Origin of the sequence: Streptomyces sp. WMMC1477, from assembly GCF_027460245.1 — a bacterium.
Classification (GTDB): Bacteria; Actinomycetota; Actinomycetes; order Streptomycetales; family Streptomycetaceae; genus Streptomyces.
In genome coordinates, this window is record NZ_JAPZBD010000003.1 from 1,002,321 (window position 1) to 1,021,957 (window position 19,637).

At 74.9% G+C, this 19,637-nt stretch carries 20 protein-coding genes, 1 other RNA gene, 1 pseudogene and 1 riboswitch; of the genes and pseudogenes, 11 read left to right on the forward strand and 11 right to left on the reverse strand.

Translation table 11 applies throughout. The annotated features are described in order from the left end of the window. The first annotated feature begins 6 nt into the window (after positions 1-6). Positions 7-252, forward strand: a complete 246-nt coding sequence (locus O7609_RS04805; RefSeq protein ID WP_269733665.1) for a hypothetical protein — start codon at positions 7-9, stop codon at positions 250-252. Between the two features lie 87 nt (positions 253-339). Here O7609_RS04805 and O7609_RS04810 read toward each other — a convergent pair whose 3' ends face one another. Beyond that, a complete protein-coding gene (locus tag O7609_RS04810; RefSeq protein WP_269733666.1) occupies positions 340-1,230 on the reverse strand; it encodes a PhzF family phenazine biosynthesis protein in 891 nt (296 codons plus the stop codon). Positions 1,231-1,309: 79 nt separating this feature from the next. Here O7609_RS04810 and O7609_RS04815 point away from each other — a divergent pair, with 79 nt between their 5' ends. Further along, on the forward strand, positions 1,310-1,468 hold the full coding sequence (locus O7609_RS04815) for a hypothetical protein (RefSeq protein ID WP_269743118.1): 159 nt from the start codon (positions 1,310-1,312) through the stop codon (positions 1,466-1,468). Between the two features lie 85 nt (positions 1,469-1,553). On the opposite strand, the gene yaaA is transcribed toward O7609_RS04815, so the two are convergent. Then, the gene (gene yaaA, locus O7609_RS04820) at positions 1,554-2,375 is read right to left on the reverse strand and encodes a peroxide stress protein YaaA (RefSeq protein ID WP_269743119.1); all 822 of its coding nucleotides are present in this window, start codon (positions 2,373-2,375) and stop codon (positions 1,554-1,556) included. 64 nt (positions 2,376-2,439) lie between these two features. On the opposite strand from yaaA, the gene O7609_RS04825 reads away from it, so the two are divergent. From O7609_RS04825 to O7609_RS04835, 3 genes are all read left to right on the forward strand, one after another. After that, positions 2,440-3,891 (forward strand): RNB domain-containing ribonuclease, encoded by a 1,452-nt coding sequence (locus O7609_RS04825; protein ID WP_269743120.1) that lies wholly within the window; start codon positions 2,440-2,442, stop codon positions 3,889-3,891. Positions 3,892-3,916: 25 nt separating this feature from the next. Then, positions 3,917-4,323, forward strand: an RNA gene (gene rnpB, locus O7609_RS04830) — RNase P RNA component class A. Between the two features lie 80 nt (positions 4,324-4,403). Beyond that, positions 4,404-5,009: a hypothetical protein gene (locus O7609_RS04835; protein WP_269743121.1), complete on the forward strand. Its 606-nt coding sequence runs from the start codon at positions 4,404-4,406 to the stop codon at positions 5,007-5,009. 180 nt (positions 5,010-5,189) lie between these two features. Here O7609_RS04835 and O7609_RS04840 read toward each other — a convergent pair whose 3' ends face one another. The 5 genes and pseudogenes from O7609_RS04840 to O7609_RS04860 all read right to left on the reverse strand — a co-directional run bounded on the left by O7609_RS04840 (position 5,190) and on the right by O7609_RS04860 (position 9,334). Next, entirely contained in the window at positions 5,190-6,110 is a 921-nt protein-coding gene (locus tag O7609_RS04840; protein WP_269743122.1) for a protein kinase domain-containing protein, read from the reverse strand. Positions 6,111-6,213: 103 nt separating this feature from the next. After that, positions 6,214-6,435: pseudogene (locus tag O7609_RS24695) on the reverse strand (protein kinase domain-containing protein); the annotation flags it as partial. A 147-nt stretch (positions 6,436-6,582) separates the two neighbouring features. Next, on the reverse strand, positions 6,583-7,728 hold the full coding sequence (locus O7609_RS04850) for a bifunctional RNase H/acid phosphatase (protein ID WP_269733672.1): 1,146 nt from the start codon (positions 7,726-7,728) through the stop codon (positions 6,583-6,585). A gap of 8 nt (positions 7,729-7,736) precedes the next feature. After that, complete coding sequence (locus O7609_RS04855; RefSeq protein ID WP_269737014.1) at positions 7,737-8,480, reverse strand: zinc ribbon domain-containing protein; 744 nt, start codon at positions 8,478-8,480, stop codon at positions 7,737-7,739. Then, positions 8,477-9,334, reverse strand: a complete 858-nt coding sequence (locus O7609_RS04860) for a Nif3-like dinuclear metal center hexameric protein (RefSeq protein WP_269743124.1) — start codon at positions 9,332-9,334, stop codon at positions 8,477-8,479. Before O7609_RS04860 ends, O7609_RS04855 begins: the two co-directional genes overlap by 4 nt. A 245-nt stretch (positions 9,335-9,579) precedes the next feature. On the opposite strand from O7609_RS04860, the gene O7609_RS04865 reads away from it, so the two are divergent. Both O7609_RS04865 and O7609_RS04870 read left to right on the forward strand, forming a co-directional pair. Then, on the forward strand, positions 9,580-10,998 hold the full coding sequence (locus O7609_RS04865; protein ID WP_443072059.1) for a hypothetical protein: 1,419 nt from the start codon (positions 9,580-9,582) through the stop codon (positions 10,996-10,998). A 114-nt stretch (positions 10,999-11,112) separates the two neighbouring features. Further along, a complete protein-coding gene (locus tag O7609_RS04870; protein ID WP_269733674.1) occupies positions 11,113-11,265 on the forward strand; it encodes a hypothetical protein in 153 nt (50 codons plus the stop codon). Between the two features lie 28 nt (positions 11,266-11,293). Here O7609_RS04870 and O7609_RS04875 read toward each other — a convergent pair whose 3' ends face one another. Continuing rightward, positions 11,294-12,157: a MaoC/PaaZ C-terminal domain-containing protein gene (locus O7609_RS04875; RefSeq protein WP_269733675.1), complete on the reverse strand. Its 864-nt coding sequence runs from the start codon at positions 12,155-12,157 to the stop codon at positions 11,294-11,296. 193 nt (positions 12,158-12,350) lie between these two features. On the opposite strand from O7609_RS04875, the gene O7609_RS04880 reads away from it, so the two are divergent. From O7609_RS04880 to O7609_RS04890, 3 genes are all read left to right on the forward strand, one after another. Continuing rightward, the gene (locus tag O7609_RS04880; RefSeq protein WP_269733676.1) at positions 12,351-12,992 is read left to right on the forward strand and encodes a class I SAM-dependent methyltransferase; all 642 of its coding nucleotides are present in this window, start codon (positions 12,351-12,353) and stop codon (positions 12,990-12,992) included. A 1-nt stretch (position 12,993) separates the two neighbouring features. Next, positions 12,994-13,899 (forward strand): N-acetylmuramoyl-L-alanine amidase, encoded by a 906-nt coding sequence (locus O7609_RS04885; RefSeq protein ID WP_269733677.1) that lies wholly within the window; start codon positions 12,994-12,996, stop codon positions 13,897-13,899. Between the two features lie 220 nt (positions 13,900-14,119). Continuing rightward, positions 14,120-14,926: a hypothetical protein gene (locus O7609_RS04890; protein WP_332330036.1), complete on the forward strand. Its 807-nt coding sequence runs from the start codon at positions 14,120-14,122 to the stop codon at positions 14,924-14,926. A 79-nt stretch (positions 14,927-15,005) separates the two neighbouring features. On the opposite strand, the gene O7609_RS04895 is transcribed toward O7609_RS04890, so the two are convergent. The 3 genes from O7609_RS04895 to O7609_RS04905 form a co-directional block, all read right to left on the reverse strand. Then, complete coding sequence (locus O7609_RS04895; protein ID WP_269733679.1) at positions 15,006-16,073, reverse strand: prenyltransferase; 1,068 nt, start codon at positions 16,071-16,073, stop codon at positions 15,006-15,008. Beyond that, positions 16,070-16,810, reverse strand: coding sequence for a class I SAM-dependent methyltransferase (locus O7609_RS04900; protein WP_269733680.1), 741 nt, complete (start codon positions 16,808-16,810; stop codon positions 16,070-16,072). The genes O7609_RS04895 and O7609_RS04900 overlap by 4 nt, the downstream gene beginning before the upstream one ends. 109 nt (positions 16,811-16,919) lie before the next feature. Then, complete coding sequence (locus tag O7609_RS04905) at positions 16,920-18,269, reverse strand: glycosyltransferase family 4 protein (protein WP_443072060.1); 1,350 nt, start codon at positions 18,267-18,269, stop codon at positions 16,920-16,922. 362 nt (positions 18,270-18,631) lie between these two features. Between O7609_RS04905 and O7609_RS04910 the strand changes: the two genes are divergently transcribed. Next, on the forward strand, positions 18,632-19,291 hold the full coding sequence (locus O7609_RS04910; protein WP_269743125.1) for a TetR family transcriptional regulator: 660 nt from the start codon (positions 18,632-18,634) through the stop codon (positions 19,289-19,291). 102 nt (positions 19,292-19,393) lie between these two features. Then, a riboswitch (cobalamin riboswitch) is annotated at positions 19,394-19,486 on the forward strand. The last annotated feature ends 151 nt before the right edge of the window (positions 19,487-19,637 follow it).

Consider the following 19,637-nt stretch of genomic DNA (forward strand, 5'->3'; position numbering starts at 1 on the left):
GGACCCATGGACACGGAACGCCCGGACGAGCCGCGCTACCGGGTCGTGGTCGGGTCGTTCGGCGACGGCGACCACGGCTACCGGCTCGTCTGGCTGCGCGGCGTCGGCTGGGAGCCCGTGGCCGAGAAGGACCTGGAACGCCGCGTCCGCGAGGTCTTCCCCGACATCGACCTCTCCGACCCGGAGCAGGTGCACTGGGTCGGAGCGGACGAGTCCTGGCCGGCCGCCCCCCGCCCGGAGGACGAGGGCTGATCCACGGCCCTCCAGCCACCCGGCGGCGGGCGCCGGCGCCGCACGTGGCCCCCCGTGTGCGCGGCGCTCACGGCATGGGCGGGGCGGTCACGGTATGCGCACGGCCGGGCCCGAGACGTGGACGCGGGTGTCCCCGTGCCGCAGCTCCACCGTCAGGACGCCCGGACGGCCCAGCTCCGTTCCCTGGTGCAGGGTCAGCACCGCGCTGTCCGGCGCGAGGCCCAGCTCCCGCAGGTAGCCGCCGAGCGCCGCCGCCGCGGCCCCCGTGGCCGGGTCCTCGACGACGCCGCCGACCGGGAACGGGTCCCGGACGTGGAAGACCGTGGCGTTCTCCGGATCGCGCCACACCAGCTGGAGCGTCACCAGGTCCAGCCGGAGCATGAGGGCTTTGAGCCGCTCGAAGTCGTACTCCAGCCGGGCGAGACGGTCACGGGTGCCGGCGGCCAGCACCAGGTGGCGCGCTCCGGCGTAGGCGATGCGCGGGGGCAGCGCGGCGTCCAGCTCCCCGGCCCGCCAGTCGAGCGCGGCCAGCGCCTCCGCCAGGTCCTCCCCCGCCATCTCCTCCGTGTGCGGAGGCACGCTCGTCAGCGTGGCACGCAGCTCCCCCGACGGGCTCCGGACCACCCCGACGGGCACGGCGCCCGCCCGCGTCTCGAACAGCAACTCCCCCGGGCCGGCCCGCTCGGCGACGGCCACCGCCGCGGCCACGGTGGCGTGGCCGCAGAACGGCACCTCCGCCAGCGGGCTGAAGTACCGGACGGTGAACGTCCGGCCCGGCCCGTCCGCCTCCGGGGCGGGGGTCAGGAAGGCCGTCTCCGAGTAGCCGACCTCGGCGGCGAGGGCGAGCATGGCCGCGTCGTCGAGCCCCGCCGCGTCGAGCACGACGCCCGCCGGGTTGCCTCCCCGCGGATCGGCCGAGAAGGCGGCGTACCGCAGGACTTCGGTCTCTTGCCGGTGCGGCTGTGCGAGGTTCCCCATGCCCTCCCCAACCGTCCGGCACAGCCCCCTATTCCGGTCGCGCGGCCACCCCTTCGGGTGACGTGCGGGTGAACGCGGCATGATGGGCGACACCACCGGCGCGGGGCTGCGCAAGGCCGTGCTCAAGGCGATCGGCCCCAAGGCGCCCGGCCGCACCGGGGCCGTCGACGTCGACCAGCTCGTCTGGCGCGCCGGCTTCCTAAAGCGCCTCCCGGAACGCCTGCCCGTCCTCTGGTGACGGCCCGGGCCCGGTCACCCGAACGGGCCCAGGCCCACCGAGGCGGCGCCCCACCGCCCCACCGAGGCGGCGCGGGGCAGCGCCCTCAGCGCACGTCGGTGACGATCACGTCCAGCCGGGCCGGGCGGCCCGCCCGTTCCGCCGGCTCCAGCTCCACCCGGTGACCGAGATCGCCCAGGGCCTCGGCCAGCTCGGCCGCCGAGGCGGGCTCGGTGCCCTCGGTGAGCAGCGAGCGCACCAGGCGCCCCTTCGTCGCCTTGTTGAAGTGGCTCACCACCGAGCGCTTCTCCACCCCGTCCACCAGCTGCGACTGGAGCACCCGCACCGCGACCGTCCGCTCGGCCAGCTCGCCCTTCGGCTTCCACATGGCCGCGTACGCCGACGAGCGCAGGTCCAGCACCAGCCCGTCCCCGGCCGCCCCCGGCAGCACCTCGGCCAGCGGACCGCGCCAGAACGCCCCCAGACCGCCGAGGCCCGGCAGCTTCACCCCGCCCGAGCACCGGTACGACGGAATCGGATCGTCCACCCCGACGGCGCCCCACAGCCCGGAGAACACCAGCAGCGCCCGTCCCGCCCGACGCCGCGCCACGGCGTCGAGCGAGCCCAGGCCCAGCGCGTCGTAGAGCACCCCGGTGTAGATCTCCCCCGCCGGACGCACCGGCGCCTCGCGCAGCCCGGCGTTCTTGGCGATCTCCCCGCGCAGGCCCTCGCTGAGCCCCAGCACCTCGCGGGCCTTGGCGTCGTCGCCGTCCACCGCCTCCGCGCACAGGGCCACCAGCTCGGCGAGCACCCGCTCCCGCGCCTCCGTCAGCCCCGGCAGGGACAGCGCGTCCAGCCGCAGCGGCTCCCCGGCCCCACCGGGCGCGGGCGGGGCCTTCCCCTCGGACGGCGGCAGCAGCACGAGCACGGTCTCTTCTCCTCACGGTCCGACAAAAGCGGCGACCAGCAGCCTACGGCCCTAGGCTCGCCGTATGCCCAGCCGCCATCTCCAGGTCACCGGCGGTGACGGTGCCGCCCTGCGCAGCGCACTGGACGACCTGCGCCACCGGACCGGCGTCCCGCACGCCTTCCCCGCCTCCGTCCTCGCCGACGCCGTGCGGGCCGCCCGCAGCCCCCGGCTGCCCGCCGAGGACGCCACCCACCTGCCGTTCTTCAGCCTCGACCCGACCGGCGCACGGGACCCGGACCACGCCCTGTACCTCACGCACCGGCCGCACGGCGGCTACCGCGTCCGCCACGCCGTCGCCGACATCGCCGCCTTCGTCACCCCGGGGCGCCCCCTGGACACCGAGGCCCACCGCCGCGTCACCACCCTGGCCTACCCCGACCTGCGCGTCCCCCTGTTCCCCCACCGGATCGGCGAGGACGCGGCCGCCCTGCTCCCCGACGTGCCCCGCCCCGCCCTCCTGTGGACCCACGACCTCGACGCCGACGGGGTCCCCACCGCCACCCACGTCCGCCGTGCCCTCGTCCGCTCCCACGCCCGGCTCGACCACGCCACCGCACAGCAGCGGATCGAGGAGGGCACCGCCGAGGAGTCCCTCGCCCTGCTGCGCGTCGTCGGCCGGCTCAGGGAAGGGCAGGAGCGCGCCCGCGGCGGTGTCTCCCTGCCTCTGCCCGGGCAGCAGGCCGTCCCGCACGGCGACGCCTACCGGCTCGCCTTCCGCCCCCCGGCCCCGACCGAGGTGTGGGCCGCCCAGCTCTCCCTGCTCACCGGCATGGCCGCCGCCGAGCTGATGCTGCGCTGCGGCACCGGCCTCCTGCGCACCCTCCCCAGCGCCCCGCACGGCGCCGTGGCCCGCCTCCACCGCGTCGCCCGGGCCCTTGACGTCCCCTGGCCCCGGCACACGTCCTACGCCGAGCTGATCCGCTCGCTCGACCCCCGCGAACCCCGGCACGCCGCCTTCCTCCAGGAGTGCACGGCGCTGCTGCGCGGCGGGAGCTACACCGTGCTCGGGGCCGGCGCCCCGCCCCCGGACCACACCGTGCACGCCGCCGTCGCCGGGCCGTACACCCACTGCACCGCGCCCCTGCGCCGTCTCGTGGACCGCTACACCGGCGAACTGTGCCTCGCTGCCGACGCCGGCCGGGAGGCCCCCGAGTGGGTGACCGCCCACCTGGCGGCCCTGCCCGCCGCGATGGCCGCCGGGGAGCGCCGCGCGGCGGCCGTCGAGCGGGACTGCGCGGAGCTGCTGGACGCCGCCGTGCTGTGGAACCACGTCGGCGAGGTCTTCGACGGCCACGTCGTCGACGTCGACGAGGACCACCCGCACGAGGGCACGGTCCATCTCGCGTCCCCACCCGTCCCCGGCCGCGTCTCCGCCCCGCCCGACGGGCCGCCCCTCCCCCTCGGCGAGCCCGTGCGCGTCCGCCTCCTGCACGCCGATCCCGGCAGGTCACCGGTGCGCTTCGCCCCGGCGTGACCGCGTAGGATGGCGGCACGGCAGACGAGCCGTGCGGGCGGTCGCGGTGTGGCCTCGCAGCCACGTCGAGGAACGTCCGGACTCCGCAGAGCAGGGTGGTAGGTAACACCTACCTGGGGCGACCCACGGGAAAGTGCCACAGAAAGCAGACCGCCGGAGCCTTCAGACGGCATCCGGTAAGGGTGAAACGGTGGTGTAAGAGACCACCAGCGCCCAGGGTGACCTGGGCGGCTCGGTAAACCCCACCCGGAGCAAGGTCAAGAGGGGCCGCCGCGAGGCGGCCCTGCGCGGACGCACGAGGGCTGCTCGCCCGAGTCCGCGGGTAGACCGCACCGAGGTCGATGGTGACATCGGCCCCAGATGGATGACCGCCTCCCGAGGGCCCGCGAGGACCCCCGGAGACAGAATCCGGCGTACAGCACGACTCGTCTGCCGCTCTCCGCTCCAGCGCGGTGCGGAACCGACCGCCACCGGGCCGTCGCTCCGCCCCGACCCCCACGGGCCGCGCCAGCATGCGCGCGTTCAACGCGCTGCTCCCCGAGGTCAGTCCCTACCGGATCGATGCGTCCCTGCCGCCTGAACCCTTCCTCGGGCCTCACGACGCCGCGGTGGTCATGCTGCTGGCGAATCCCGGCCGCTCCGTCGAGGACCAGGCGGTCTACGCCCGCCGGGGCATCACCGAACGGGCCCTGGCCAACGCCGCCTCCACGGACGGCATGCCCATGCACTACCTCGATCCCGCCCTCGGTCTCGAGACCACCCCCGGTGGCCGGTGGTGGCGTCGTACCCTGGGCGGCCTCCGGAGTCTCGGCTACACCTACGGCCAGCTCGCCGCGCGCGTCCTGGCCGTGCAGTTCCACGGCTACCGCGCGGAAGCGTGGAAGCCGCTGCCCATCACCCTGCCGTCCCAGCGACACGGCTTCCGGCTCGTGCGCAAGGCCATCGAGCGGGACGCGGTCATCGTCCTGACCCGGGCCAGCGCGCAGTGGCTGGTGGCCGTGCCCCAGCTGGCCGACCACAGGCATCTGCTGCGGACGAACTCCACCAGGAACCCGGCCCTGAGCGACAGGAACCTCAGCCACAAGGGGTGGGAGAAGGTCCGCCGGGCCCTGCGATAGTGCCTCATCAGGCAGGCAACGCCTGGTAGCCGGGGGCGTGGTCCACGCAGGGGAACTGTCGCCTGCTGCCCGGCATCGGCGCATGCCGGGCAGCGGAACTCACGGCCGCCCGCGCCGTCCGCATCGAGGTCGACGAGCACGGCCGCGTCGACCTCGACGGCCTGGCCGCCTACCGAGGCGCTACGGCTGGGGGCTGGGGCGGCGGGTGCGGCGGTCGCGGTAGACGTACGTGGCGATGGCCAGCGCCGTTGTCAGGTAGAAGAGCCATGTGCCGTAGAAGAGCTGGTCGGTGATGTCGTCGTAGTGGGGCGGGGAGGACGTCGCCTGCCAGCCGAGGCAGAACACGGTGAGCAGCACTGCGCCATAGCCCGCCAGTCGCTGCGGGAGCCGGGCGTGTGGGGCGAGTGCCACGGTCATGGCCAGGACGGCCGCCACCCCGACGAACGCTCCGAGCGTGGTGACGACTCCCCAGGCCGAGTCGTTCCACAGGATGACGTCGTCCTCTTCGGGTTCCAGGATCTGGATGGCGAAGAACCGGATGACGGGTCTGCTCCAGTCCGCGTCTCCGTAGCCCGGCAGAAACAGGACGATCGCGTACAGCACCAGCAGGACCGCGGGCGGGACGAGCCGTTCCCGCTTCTCCGCCCGGGTCATCGGCGTGCCTCGCGGCGTCGCCGGCCTAGCCGGCGCACGCAGTTGTTCGGCGCATTCGGCGGCGCTGGGCCGCTGCTCGAGCTGGGCCGAGGTCATCCGGGCAAGCAGGGAGCGCAGCGGCTCGCCGATGGCGGAGCGGACCTGGGGCATGAGCTGGGCGACGGGCAGGCGGTGGCCGGTGAGCTTCTCGACCAGGACGATGCCCAGCGCGTAGACGTCGGAGGCGGGCGTCGCGGCTCGGCCCTGCAACTGTTCGGGTGCCATGTAGGCGGGCGTACCGAAGTACCTCCCGGTGGCGGTGGCGGTACGGGTGAGGGAGTCGTCGTCACGGGCTATGCCGAAATCCATCAGCACGGCGCGCCCGTCCGGGCAGACCATGATGTTGGCGGGCTTGACGTCCCGGTGCACGATCCTCGCCTCGTGGACGTGCGCGAGGACGTCCGCCACGCGCGCCGGTCTCCACAACCGACTCCACGTGGGCGAACTCCCACGTGACACCGTCCAGCAGCTCCATGACGAGGTAGGGCAGGGGCTGTTCGTCATGCTCGGCCGTTCCGGCGTCGTGGACGGTGACGATGCTGCCGTGGCGCAGTGCGGCGAGCGTGCGGGCCTCGCGCGCGAACCGTCTGGCCGCCTCCGGGTACTGCCGGACGCCGGTGACGAACTTGACGGCGACCCGGCGGCCGAGCGTGGCGTCCACCGCCTCCCACACCTCGCCCAACCCGCCTCTTCCCAGGAGGCGTTCAACCCGGTAGCGGCCCCCGACGGTCATGCCCTCACGCACCCGGTTCCCCCTGTCACCCAGGTCGGCTAGGCCGCCACCTTAGAGCAGGGGGCCGCGTCCCGTGTAGGTCCCACCGAGGTGGCCTGGGTGGGCTGGGCCGCGTGCGCCGTGGACGAGGCCCCGAGCGGGCCGGGGTCAGCGGAGGTGGGAGGTGTCGTTGAGGAGGCGGAGGGAAGCGTTGCCGTCGGCGTAGTAGGCGACGGCCGAGAGGGACGCGGCGGACAGCTCCATGCGGAACAGCGACTCCGGCGGGGCGCCCAGGGCCAGCCGGACCAGGGTCTTGACCGGGGTCACGTGGGTGACCAGGAGAACCGTGCGGCCGGCGTAGCGGGCGACGAGCTTGTCGCGGGCGACGGCGACGCGGCGGGCGACGTCGGCGAAGGACTCGCCGCCGCCGGTCGGGGCGACGGTGTCGGAGGCCAGCCAGGCGTCGAGGTCCTCGGGGTGGCGCTCCCTGACCTCGGCGAAGGTGAGCCCTTCCCAGGCCCCGAAGGCGGCCTCGCGCAGCCCGTCCTCGGTGCGGACGTCGAGGCCGAGCCGGGCGGCGACGGCGGCGGCCGTCTCCTGGCAGCGGCGCAGCGGGGAGCTGACGACGGCCTGGACGGTGCCGCGGGCGGCCAGCGCGGTGGCGGCGGCCTCGGCCTGGCGGCGCCCGGCCTCGGAGAGCTCCGGGTCGTCGCCGCCGCTCCCTGAGAACCGTTTCTGCGGGGTCAGGGCCGTCTCCCCGTGCCGCAGCAGCACGAACGTCGTGGGGGCGCCCAGGTCCGCCGACCAGCCGGGCGGCGGCGCGGCGGGGGCGGTGACGCCGACGTCTTCCCGGGAGGGGGCCGCTGCGGGCTCGGGGACGCCGGAGGGGCGCCACTGCTCGCCTCGCCGCCCGGCGTCCATGGCCTCGTTGGCCAGCCGGTCGGCGTGGCTGTTGCGGGCGCGCGGCACCCACTCGTAGCGCACGGCGTCGAGCGGGAAGATCTCGCGGGCCTCGGCCGCGAGCGGGCGCATGGCCGGGTGCTTGATCTTCCAGCGCCCCGACATCTGCTCGACGACGAGCTTGGAGTCCATGAGGACGTGCACCGAGGCCTCGGGGTCAAGCTCGCGGGCGGCGTGGAGCCCGGCGACCAGGCCCCGGTACTCGGCCACGTTGTTGGTGGCGTGGCCGATGAACTCCGCCGTCTCGGCCAGCACTTCACCGGTGACGGCGTCCTTGACCACCGCACCGTAGCCGGCCGGGCCCGGGTTGCCCCGGGAACCGCCGTCGGCCTCGATGACGAAGCGTCGTCCCATCGCCCGTGTCACAGCCCCGACTCGGGGGTGCGCACCAGGATGCGGCGGCAGTTCTCGCACCGCACGACGGCGTCCGGCGCGGCCTCGCGCACCTCGTTCAGCTCGGTGATGTTGAGCTCCAGCCGGCAGCCCTCGCAGCGGCGCTGGTAGAGCCTGGCGGCGCCCACGCCGCCCTGCTGCCCGCGCAGCTTGTCGTAGAGCCCCAGCAGATCGGCCGGTACGGCGGCGGCCACGACCTCGCGCTCCTTGCGGACGGCGGCGACCTCGCCGTCGATCTCCTCGCTGGCGGCGGTGCGGCGGGCCTTGGCGTCCTCGGCCTTCTCCTGGACCGCGGCGACGCGCTCGGTCAGCTCGGCGACGCGCCCCGCCGCGGCCTCGTTGCGCTCCATGACCTCCAGGACGACGTCCTCCAGCGTGCTCTGCCGCCGGGCCAGGGAGGCGATCTCGCTCTGCAGGCTCTCCAGGTCCTTGGGGTTGGTGACCATGCCCGAGTCCAGCCGCTCCTGGTCGCGGGCGGCACGCTTGCGCACCTGGTCGACGTCCTGCTCGGCCTTGGTCTGCTCGCGTGCGGTGTCGCTCTCCTCGGTCTGGGCGGCCACCAGCAGGTCCCGAAGCTGCGTCAGCTCCTCTTCCCGGGTGCGGACTTCGCCGTGCTCGGGAAGGGTCTCGGCTCGGTGGGCGAGCTGCGTGAGCCGGATGTCCAGGGCCTGGACGTCGAGAAGGCGGATCTGGTCGGCGGGCGCGGCGTTCAGTTGGGGGCTCCTGAGTGGTCGGGGTGGACCCCGGAGGCCGCGTGGGCCGTCCAGGGATCGGTGACGGCGTGCGAGACGTGCGTGCGCAGATCCCAGCCGTTGCGCTGCGAGACGGCGTCGAGCTGGGCCGCGGCCTGCTCGCACCAGGGCCACTCGGTGGCCCAGTGGGCGGCGTCCAGCAGGGCGAGGTGCGAGTGCTCGCGGGCCTCGGAGGCGGGGTGGTGGCGCAGGTCGGCGGTGAGGTAGGCGTCGACGCCGGCCGCCCTCACGGCGTCGAAGAGGCTGTCCCCGGAGCCGCCGCACACGGCGACGGTGCGCACGACGGCGTCCGGGTCGCCGGCGGCGCGGACGCCCTGCGCGGTGGCGGGGAGCCGCTCGGCGGCGTACTGGGCGAAGGCGGCGACGGAGAGCGGGGTGGGCAGTTCGCACAGGCGGCCCAGGCCGCGGCGGCCGGCCGGATCGTCCGGGTCGGGCACGAGCGGGCCGGTGACGCGCAGGTCGAGCGCCTCGGCGAGCGCGTCGGAGACGCCGGGGTCGGCGCGGTCGGCGTTGGTGTGGGCCACGTGCAGCGCGATCTCGTGCCTGATGAGCGTGTGCACGACCCGGCCCTTGAAGGTGTGGGCACCGACGGTCGTGGTGCCCCGCAGGTAGAGCGGGTGGTGGGTGAGGAGGAGGTCGGCGCCGAGGGCCACCGCCTCGTCGGCCACCTCCTGCACCGGGTCGACGGCCACCAGGACCCGGGACACCTCGGCGTCCGGCTCTCCGCAGACCGTGCCGACGGCGTCCCACGGCTCCGCCCCGGCGGGTGGCCAGAGGGTGTCGAGCGCGGCGATGACTTCGGATAGTGCGGGCACGGGAAAAGGCTACCGCCCGCACCCGGGCCTCCGGCCAGGGCGCTGCCCCGGTACCGGACGGGCGGCGGAGCGGAGCAGGCGTCGGGGCGGGGACCGGAGGGGGACGGGACAGCCGTCGGCAGCACACAACGCCGCGGCGAGTGCGGCAAACCCCGCCATAGCCACCCGAACGAATGAAGCCGGACACCTCTCCCCGTTCGGAACGACGTTCCATCCCTAGCGTCGGGACCCGGAGGTGATCGCAGTTGACAGTCTGCGCAGTCGGGTCCGGAACGGTGGAGGAACGCGGCACGGTCGCGGAGGGCGACGACGCACCGGGCGGTGCGGCGCCGCGGGGCGGCTCGGCAGACAACCCGAGGACCGGCAACCCGAGGACCGGCAGCCCGACGACGGACAGCCCGACCACCGACAGCCCGACGACGGACACCGCGACGCCCGGCACCGCGACGCCCGACACCCCGGTCATCCCCCCGCCGCCGCCCTACCGGCCCCTGGCCTGCGTGCTCTCGGCGGACGGCGGCTACGCGGCGCGGCTCGCCGCGCCGGGCGGGGCCGGGCGCTGGTGCCCGGAGCGGTGGACGCTGGACGGCCCCGAGCCGTACGCCGTCTCCCTCCCGGGCAGCCAGCCGGAGGACCCGCACAGCCAGCTCCTGCCGCTGGCCGACGGGCGGGTCCTGATCCTGCGCCGGGCGGACGGACGGTACCGCCCCTCGCTCCTGTACCCCGCGGGCCCGGGCACCGGTGAGGTGCCGCTGGGCGCCGTGGCGGCGGAGCAGCTCGCCCTGCTGCCCCCCGCTCCGGACGGGTCGAGCGCGTGGGCGCTGGCGGCCGGCTCCGGGACGACCGCGGTGTGGCGGCTGACGGGCGGGGCCGAGGGGCCGCAGCGCGTGGCGGTGGTGCCGGGGCACTGCGCGGACGGCGTCTGGCTGGGCCGGGACGGGCGGCTGCTGGCGCTCAACCGGCGCGGCGCGGACGGGGTGGTGAAGGCCGTCGTGGTGGACCTGGGCCGGGGCGGCGCGGTCTCACCGCTGCTGGAGATCGCGGAGGGCAGCAACGACCGGCTGCTGCTGGCCGATCCGGACAGCGGCCTGCTGCTCCTGCGGTCCGACGCGCCCGGGGCCGACCGGGTCGGCTGGGGCGTGCTGGGCAGCCACCGGCCGGTCCGCTTCCCCGCGGCCCTGCACCAGAGAGACGTCACCGTCACGCCGTTCGCCGTCCAGCCGGGGCAGGCGCTGCTGCCGGAGCGGTGCGCGGTGGCGCTGCGGGTCGAGGGCGCCCCCCGCTCGGGTGAGCCGTGCGGGGCCGAGCTGCCGTGGTTGGCGGTGTGGCGGCCGGGATGGCGGGGGCTGAGTTACGTACCGGCGCCGAACGGCTGGCTGCGCACGGGCCGGTTCACCGCCGGCGGCGAACTGCTCCTGCCGTACGCCGCGGAGGGCGTGCGCTGCGGGCTGGCCAGGCTGCGGCTGGAGGAGCGCGAGGACGGGCCCCGCCGCGAGTCGGCCCCCGGGGCCGGGAAGCACCGGGCGGCCGGGTCCCGGCCGAAGCCGGGGCGGGGACAGGAACCGGGGCAGACGCAGGAGCAGAGGACACCGGAGCCGGACGCACAAGTGACGTGTAAACCCGTTCCGTTGGGGAAGGCACCATTGGCCATGGCGGCACGCTGAGGTGCCCGCCGTCGTCCGCCCCCCGGCGGGCAGGACCGGCCCTGCGGTCCGACGCGACGACTAAGATCATCTCGGCCGCAAACGATCAACCCAGCACTTCGGAGCCCAACCAGCATGTCCGACCAGCACACCGACACCAACGGCGAGCAGAGCGCGGCACCGGGCCGTCACCGGGGCCGGGCGGCGACCGCCGAGGACTCCGGGACCCCGCCGCACGGGCGGCACCGCAGGCCCGGCGACGACGGGGACGGGGCCTCGGCGAACTGAGACCCACGGGCGGCCCGGTGGCCGGACGTCAGGTGTGCTCGATCACGGTGTCCGTCAGGGCGGGCGCGTCGTCACGCTCCGCCGTCGTGACGGAGACCTGGATGCGCCCGGCGTCCAGCCGCCAGGCCCGCACCCGCAGCGTCTCGCCGGGGAAGACGACCCCGGCGAACCGGGTGCCGTATCCCGTCACCCGGGAGACGTCGCCGTCCAGCGCGGCGTCCACCACGGCTTTGAGCGTCATTCCGTAGGTGCACAGGCCGTGCAGGATCGGCCGGTCGAAGCCGGCCAGCTGGGCGAAGTCCGGGTCGGCGTGGAGGGGGTTCCAGTCCCCGCTGAGCCGGTAGAGGAGGCCCTGCTCCTCCCGGACGACGCGGTCCAGCGTGAGATCGGGGGCCCGCTCCGGCAGCGGGAGGCGTTCGCTCGCGCCGCGCTCCCCGCCGAACCCGCCCGCGCCGCGCACGAAGAGGCTCGTGTCGCAGGACCACAGCGGCCCCGCGTCGTCCTCGACGTCCATGCGCAGGACGACGACGGCCGCCTTGCCCTCGCCCTTGTCGTGGAGGGCGGCGACGCGGGAGCGCTGGGTGGCCGTGCCCCGGACGGGGACGGGCCGGTGGAGCTCGATGCGCTGCCCGCCGTGCAGGATGCCGGCCAGGTCGACGTCGATGCCGGGCGCGTCGATGCCGTCGACGAACGCCATGCCGCCGCCCGCCACGGTGACGAAGCTGGGCAGGACGTGCAGCCTGCTCTCCAGCGTGTAGCGCAGCTCGGCCGGGTCCGTAGCGGGGACTCCGGCTCCCAGACCCAGGTGGTAGAGCAGGACGTCCTTGTGGTCCCAGGCCAGCGCGGTGACCTTGGGCGGGGCGGCGAGCGCGGTGGCGGCGTCGATGGGCATCTGGCGTGTCTCCCTTGGGGCGGACCCGGGGCGTGTGGACGCACAGGAACGTGTTTCAGTTTCTTGTCGACTCCCTGTATAACGCACCGGGTTCCGCCTTGGGAACAGCCCGTCGCCGGCGGCCGTCCGGCGACCGCGTGGACGGCGGCACCCGGGCCCGCGGCGCACGCGGCCATGCGGCAGCATGGGCGGCATGACGACACCCAAGCCGGAGATCATCGCCGCGTTCGAGGCAGCGCAGGGCTTCATGCCCCGGGACGAGGGCCTCGCGCTCTACGCGGCGGCCGCCGACGCGGCCCGGCTCGGGCACCCGCTGCTGGAGGTCGGCACATACTGCGGACGGTCCACGATCCTACTCGCCGACGCGGCCCGGCAGGCCGGGGTCACCGCCGTCACCGTCGACCACCACCGGGGCAGTGAGGAGCAGCAGCCCGGCTGGGAGTACCACGACCCGGAGCTGGTGGACCCCCGGGTGGGCCGCATGGACACGCTGCCCGCCTTCCGCAGGACCCTGCACGCCGCCGGACTGGAGGACCACGTCCTCGCCCTCGTCGGCCGCTCCCCGCAGGCGGCGGCGCTGTGGCGCACGCCGCTCGGCCTCGTCTTCGTCGACGGCGGCCACACCGACGAGCACGCGAGCGCCGACTACACGGGCTGGGCCCCGCACCTGGTACGGAACGGCCTCCTGGTGATCCACGACGTCTTCCCCGACCCGGCCGACGGCGGGCAGGCGCCGTACCGGGTGTACCGGAGGGCGCTGGAGTCGGGCGCGTACACGGAGGAGCCCGGCACCGGTTCGCTCCGCGTGCTGCGCCGCACCGCACCCGGGAGCTGAGGTGTCACCGGCCCGCCGTGCCCTGCTCGTCGCCGCCGTCCTGGTGCCCTGCTGCGTGCTCGGCCTCGTGGGATGGCTGGTGGCCCGGCCCGCTCCCGAGAGCGCCGGACGCGACACCGAGCGCCCCGGACGGCCCGGCAAGGCGGCCTCCGAGGCGCCGGGGAAGCCGAGCGGGCCGTCGGCGCCCGAGCCGTCGGCGGACGGCGGCCCGCTGGCCGGCACCGTCGTCCTGATCGACCCCGGCCACAACCCCGGCAACCGGAACCACCCGGAGGCCATCGGGCGCCAGGTCGACGTCGGCACCCACCGCAAGGACTGCGACGCCGTGGGCGCCGAGACGAACGCCGGTTACCCCGAGGCCGAGTTCACCCTGGACCTGGCCCGCGGGGTGCGCGACCGGCTGGAGGCGCGCGGGGCGACCGTCGTCCTCACCCACGACGGCGACCGGCCGCACGGACCGTGCGTCGACGAGCGGGCCCGCATCGGGAACGAGGCCGGAGCCGACGCCGCCGTCTCGCTGCACGCGGACGGGGCGGCCGAGGGCGAGCGCGGCTTCCACGTGATCCTCCCGGCGGACGTGACCGCGGGCGCGGCGGACACCCGGAGCATCACCGGGCCCTCCCGGCGCCTCGGCACCCACCTGGTGGAGCACTTCGCCGGGGCCACCGGCACCCGTCCGGCGGCGTATCTGGGCCCGGACACGGCCGAGTCGGGGCTCGACGTGCGCGCCGATCTCGGCGGACTGAACCTCTCCACGGTGCCCAAGGTCTTCCTCGAGTGTGGCAACATGCGGGACACCGACGACGCCGCCCTGCTGACCGACGACGGTTGGCGGACCCGCGCGGCCGACGGGATCGCCCGGGGCGTCACCGCCTTCCTCACCGATCGTGACGCGGACGCCCCGTAGCAACTGGCAAGGGGGAAAAGGCTTTTTGACGCCGCCGCGAGGCCACCGCGGGCGTCTGCGACATCCGGACTCCGCCCATCCCCGAATTCGGGGGGTCGTCCGCACGCTGACCAGAGTGTCCGTACGATGGGGGCCGCCCCCGTGATGACCGGACCATGACGACGAGATCGACAAGGGATCTGACGTGAACAACCGCTCGCTCCAGCGAGGCGATGCAGTGGTGATCGGAGCAGCGGTCCTGCTGTTCATCGCCTCATTCCTCGACTTCTACAGCTTCCCCGGCCAGTTCGGGCAGGACGACGACAGCCGCAACGGCTGGTCGAACTACTTCTGGCCGGTCATGCCGACCATCTTCCTGGGCGGCCTCCTCGCGACGGTCTTCATCGTCGTCTCCCGCTTCGTGAACTCGGAGCTGCGGGTCGCGGGGCTGAAGCTCGACCAGTGGGGCATCGCCTTCAGCGTCATGGCCGTGTGGGCGGGCTTCTGGACGCTGCTCGCCAACCCGATGGGCATCGAGGAGGCGCTGGACGTCGGCGCCGGGCAGGTCATGGGCTTCATCGCGGTGATCATCATGGCGGCCGGTGCCATCGCCACCGTCTACCTGCCGCCGCTGCAGGCCGCGCTCATCCCGGCCGGCGGCATGAAGCAGCCGCAGGCCTACGGCCAGCAGGGCGCCTACGGCTACACCGGTGCCCCGCAGCAGACCGGTCAGCCGCAGGCCGGCTACGGCTACCCTGGCGGCCCGCAGCCGGGCCCCCAGGACCAGTCCTTCGGCGGTCAGCCCGGCGCCCAGCCGCAGCCCCAGCCCCAGCAGGGCGCGGCCGACCCGAACTTCCAGCCGTTCTGGTTCGCGGTTCCGGTCGCCCGTCCGCTGACCGGTGAGGACGGTTCGCCGACCCCGATCGCCGAGCTGGCTCCGGGTACCTGGTACCTGGCGGTCGAGCAGCGCGGTCAGGCCCTCATCGCGCAGACGCAGGACGGCCGTCGCGGTCTCCTGGCCGACACCTCCGGCATCCAGCGCGGCTGACGGTCCCGCTCCACGGCGAGACCCCCGCCACCGGGCTTGCGCCACGGTGGCGGGGGTCTCGCCGTCCCGCAAGGGGAGTTCAGCAGCAGGAGGCGGTCAGACCGACGGGGGTCGCCGGGGCGGTGAAGACCTCGACGGTGGCCGGGTCCCCGCCGAGGGCCGCGACGGCCAGCAGCAGCGCGCCGGCGGTCCAGGCCGTCTGCTCCCGGGGCCACACGGCCTCGTCGGCGAAGACGTACCCCGTCCAGTACATGCCGTTCGGGGCGCGGAGGTGGGCGATCGAACGCAGGATCTCCACGGCGCGGCCGGACTCCCCCATCACCCACAGGGCCAGGGCGAGTTCGGCGCTCTCGCCGCCCGTCACCCAGGGGTTGGGCGTCACGCAGCGCACGCCCAGGCCGGGGACGACGAAGCGGTCCCACCCGGACTCGACGCGCTCCTTGGCCGCCGTGCCCGTGACCGCCCCGGTGAGCACCGGGTAGTACCAGTCCATCGAGTAGCGGGACTTGTCCGCGAAGCGCTCGGGATGGTGCGCGATCGCGTGGCCGAGCCGTCCGAAGGCCAGCTCCCAGTCGGGCTGCGGCTCCTCGCGGTGCTCGGCGATGGCCAGGGCGCAGCGCAGCGCCTGGTACACGGAGGAGCAGCCGGTGAGGAGTGCGTCGGTGAGCACGGTGCCGTCCGGCTCGCGCTTCCAGGCGACGGTGCCGTCGGGCTGCTGGAGGGAGAGGACGAAGCCCGTCGCGGCGGCCACGACGGGCCACATGCGCTCCAGGAACGTGTCGTCGCCGGTGGACAGGTAGTGGTGCCAGACACCGACGGCGACATAGGCGCAGAAGTTGGACTCCCGGCCGGTGTCGGTGGGTTCGCGGGCGTCGCCGTCGGCGTAGGCGGCGTACCAGGAGCCGTCGGGGAGCTGGTGCTCGGCGAGCCACAGATAGGCCGCCGCGGCGCGGGCGTGCTCGCCCGCGGTGTCGAGGGCCATGGCGGCCTCCACGTGGTCCCACGGGTCCAGGTGGTGGCCGCGGAACCAGGGGATGGCGCCGTCGGGGCGCTGCTCGGCGGCGATTCCGGCGACCGTGGCGGCCGCCTGCTCCGCGGTGAGGACACCCGGCAGGACGAGGAGTTCGGTGCGCTCCGGGCTGGTCACGCAGTCGTCTCCGGGGTGCGGGGGAGGTGGGGCTTGGTGGCGTAGGCGACGAAGCTCTTGCCGATGAGGGGATCGAGGGCCCGTTCCGCGAGGCGGGTGGCGAGTGGCTTCTTCATGATGTCCCAGACCAGCAGCTTGTGGTAAGCGCGCACGGGGAGCGCCTTGTCGTTGTCGACGCCGAAGGCGCACTTGAGCCACCAGTACGGCGCGTGGAGGGCGTGGGCGTGGTGGCTGCCGTAGGGGCGCAGTCCGGCCTCCCGCAGCTTGGCGAGCAGTTCGGTGGCCCGGTAGATGCGGATGTGGCCGCCCTCCACCTCGTGGTAGGCGTCGGACAGCGCCCAGCAGACCTTCTCCGGCCCGTAGCGCGGCACCGTCACGGCGAGGCGCCCACCGGGGCGCAGGACGCGGACCATCTCGGCGAGCACGCCCTTGTCGTCGGGAATGTGCTCCATGACCTCGGAGATGATGACGACGTCGAAGCTGTCGTCCGGGAACGGCAGGGCGAGCGCGTCGCCCTCCATGGCGGTGGCGGTGGCGGAGGCGGGGGCCTCGCCGGCCTCCTCCATCGCGGCGAACCAGGTGGCCACCTCGCGGATCTCCTCGGCGTTGCGGTCGAGCGCCACGACGTGCGCGCCACGCCGGTAGCACTCGAAGGCGTGACGGCCGGCGCCGCAGCCGAGGTCGAGGACGCGGTCGCCCGGGGCGAGCGGGAACCGGGAGAAGTCGACGGTCAGCACAGGGGGTTCTGCTTTCGGTCCGGGGGCAGGACAGGGCGGGCTGGTCGGGGGCGGTGCCCCGGGCGGGGCGTGGGTCGTGGGCCGTGCCGCGGGCGGATACGCGCCGCGGTCAGCGGTGGGCCGCGGCGGTGCGGGAGCGGTCGACGGCCTCGCGGTAGTGCTCGGCGGTGCCGATGGCCGCCTGCCGCCAGGTGAAGCGGCTCAGGACCCGGGCCCGCCCCGCGGCGCCGAGCCGCTGTCGCAGCGGGGCGTCGGCCAGCAGCCGGGTGAGCGCGGTGGCGAGCGCGCCGGGGTCACCGGGCGGCACCGCGAGGCTGGTCTCGCCGTCGGGCCCGGCCACCTCGGGCAGGGCGCCCCCGGTGGTGGCCACGAGCGGGGTGCCGGTGGCCATGGCCTCGGCGGCGGGCAGGGAGAAGCCCTCGTAGAGGGAGGGGACGCAGGCGATCTGGGCGCCGCGCACCAGGTCGGCGAGCTCCTGGTCGCTGATGCCCTTGACGAACTCGACGGGCCGGTGGCCGCCGGGCCCGGGGGCGTCCAGCCCGAAGCGCTCGACCGCCTTGGCCACCGGGCCGCGTTCGGGGCGCCGTCCGACGACGACGACGTGGGCCTCGGGGTGCTCGGTGCGGACCTTGGCCAGCGCCTCGACGAGGTGCACGAGCCCCTTGAGCGGGACGTCGGCGCTGGAGGTCGTCACGATGCGCCCCGGCACCTCGGGCACCGACGGGTCCGGACGGAACAGCTCGGTGTCGGCGCCGATGTGGACGACGTGCACCCGGCCCTCGGCCACGCCCAGGTGGTCGACGATCTCCTGCCGGGAGGAGCCGGAGACGGTGAGCACCGAGGGGAGGCGGCGGGCGACGCGGCGCTGCATCCGGGTGAAGCCGTACCAGCGGCGCACGGACAGGCGGCGCCGCAGGGTGGGCGCGGCGGCCAGGTCGAGCTTCCGGTCGACGGTGATGGGGTGGTGGATCGTGGTGACGAGCGGGGCTCCGAGTGCCCCGGTGCCGCCCAGCAGGCCGTAACCGAGGGTCTGGTTGTCGTGGACGACGTCGAAGTCACCGCGCCGGGCGGCCAGGTGGCGGCGGGCGCGCAGGGAGAAGGTCAGCGGCTCGGGGAAGCCGCCGGTCCACATGGTGGCGACCTCCAGGGCGTCGACCCAGTCCCGGTACTCGCTGAGGCCGGGGGTGCGGAAGGGGTCGGCGGCGCGGTAGAGGTCGAGGCTGGGCAGCTCGGTGAGGGTGACGCCCTCGTCGACGACCGGGTAGGGCTGGGCGCCGATCACCTCGACCTCGTGCCCCAGCCGGACCAGCTCGCGGGAGAGGTGCCGGACGTAGACGCCCTGGCCCCCGCAGAACGGGTTCCCCTTGTAGCTGAGCAGCGCGACGCGCAGCGGGCGGCCGGATTCCGTACCGCCCCGCCGGGGCCCGGTCGCCGCGTCCCGTATGGCCTCTGCGGTCACTCGCGGTCCCCTTCTCGCCGGACTTTCGCGGGAGCGTAACGGCTCGCGCCGAGGTAGAACAAGTTTCAGCTGTTCGGCTCCTCGCGGGAGCGCCTCTGAATCTACCGGCCGGTCACTTGCGCGTTACGGGCGGGCGCGGTGATTCGCACCACGACGTACCTCCTGACAGGATGCACGGGCCGGGGGCGGCCCGCCGCCGGCGCACCCGCCGTCCGGACCACCACGACGAGCCCGGCTCACGACCACCGCAGCCGACGAGCCCGGCTCACGCACCGCAGCCCACGCGTCCAGCCCAGACGACCGCAGCCCACGACGACAGCAGCCCACGCGCCCAGCTCCGTGAGACCGACGCCGAACACGCCATGAACCCACCGCAGCCAACACCCCCGCCGACACCCCCGCCGGCCCGCCCGACCGGGACCCCGCCGGCCGGGGCCGTCCCGGCGGAACCGCCCGCGCTGACCGAACGCCAGGAGGAGCGGCGCCGCCGCATCCTGAGGGCCGCGACGCAGTCGGCCCGCAGGGGCGGCTTCGACGCGGTGCAGATGCGCGAGGTCGCCGAGACCGCGCAGGTCGCCCTCGGCACGCTGTACCGCTACTTCCCGTCCAAGGTGCACCTGCTCGTCGCGATGATGCAGGACCAGTTGCGGCACCTGCACACGACCCTGCACCAGCAGCCGCCCGCGGCGGACGAGCCCGCGGCACGGGTGGCCGAGACACTGAAGCGGGCGTTCCGGTCACTCCGGCGCGAACCGCACCTCGCGGACGCGATGGTCCGGGCCCTGACCTTCGCCGACCGGTCGGTGAGCGCGGAGGTGGACACCGTCCTGCGGCTCACCACCGCGATCATCCTGGACGCCACGGGCCTGGAGGGAGAGCCGACGCCGCAGCAGCTCTCGACGGTCCGGGTCATCGAGCACACCTGGCTCCTCGGCCTCATCAACTGGCTGGCCGGACGGGCCTCGCTCGAACAGGTGGAGGCCGACCTCGCGACGGTCTCCCGGCTCGTCCGCGACGTCTGACCAGGCCCCGAGGACGCCTGTGGCCGAGGCGGTGTGACCGGCGGCATCCCGGCGCGGTGCCGGAGCGCCGTTAGAGTGTCCGGTGCAAACCCGCCCTGGCCGGGGAAAGACCGGTGCGAATCCGGCACTGACCCGCAACCGTGAGCGGTACCGCACGGCCGCCCGTGGCGTGCGGAACCGCGAGTCGGAACACCCGCGCCCAGGCGCCTCTCCCATGAGAGGCCCAAGGCTCCCGGCTGCACGCCCCGGTGTGCCGCCGGCTCCGTCGAGGTCTGCGGATGCCGAGCCCCCGGTGCCGCGCGCCCAGCGCGGCCCGCCGTGGTGCCCGGTGTGCGCGACCGCCACC

Coding starts and splice junctions, on each gene's coding strand:
- O7609_RS04805 (WP_269733665.1), top strand. CDS start 7: ATGGACACGGAACGCCCGGACGAGCCGCGCTACCGGGTCGTGGTCGGG.
- O7609_RS04910 (WP_269743125.1), top strand. CDS start 18,632: ATGAACCCACCGCAGCCAACACCCCCGCCGACACCCCCGCCGGCCCGC.
- O7609_RS04875 (WP_269733675.1), bottom strand. CDS start 12,157: ATGCCCATCGACGCCGCCACCGCGCTCGCCGCCCCGCCCAAGGTCACC.
- O7609_RS04850 (WP_269733672.1), bottom strand. CDS start 7,728: ATGGGACGACGCTTCGTCATCGAGGCCGACGGCGGTTCCCGGGGCAAC.
- O7609_RS04815 (WP_269743118.1), top strand. CDS start 1,310: ATGATGGGCGACACCACCGGCGCGGGGCTGCGCAAGGCCGTGCTCAAG.
- O7609_RS04835 (WP_269743121.1), top strand. CDS start 4,404: ATGCGCGCGTTCAACGCGCTGCTCCCCGAGGTCAGTCCCTACCGGATC.
- O7609_RS04825 (WP_269743120.1), top strand. CDS start 2,440: ATGCCCAGCCGCCATCTCCAGGTCACCGGCGGTGACGGTGCCGCCCTG.
- O7609_RS04870 (WP_269733674.1), top strand. CDS start 11,113: ATGTCCGACCAGCACACCGACACCAACGGCGAGCAGAGCGCGGCACCG.
- O7609_RS04810 (WP_269733666.1), bottom strand. CDS start 1,230: ATGGGGAACCTCGCACAGCCGCACCGGCAAGAGACCGAAGTCCTGCGG.
- O7609_RS04880 (WP_269733676.1), top strand. CDS start 12,351: ATGACGACACCCAAGCCGGAGATCATCGCCGCGTTCGAGGCAGCGCAG.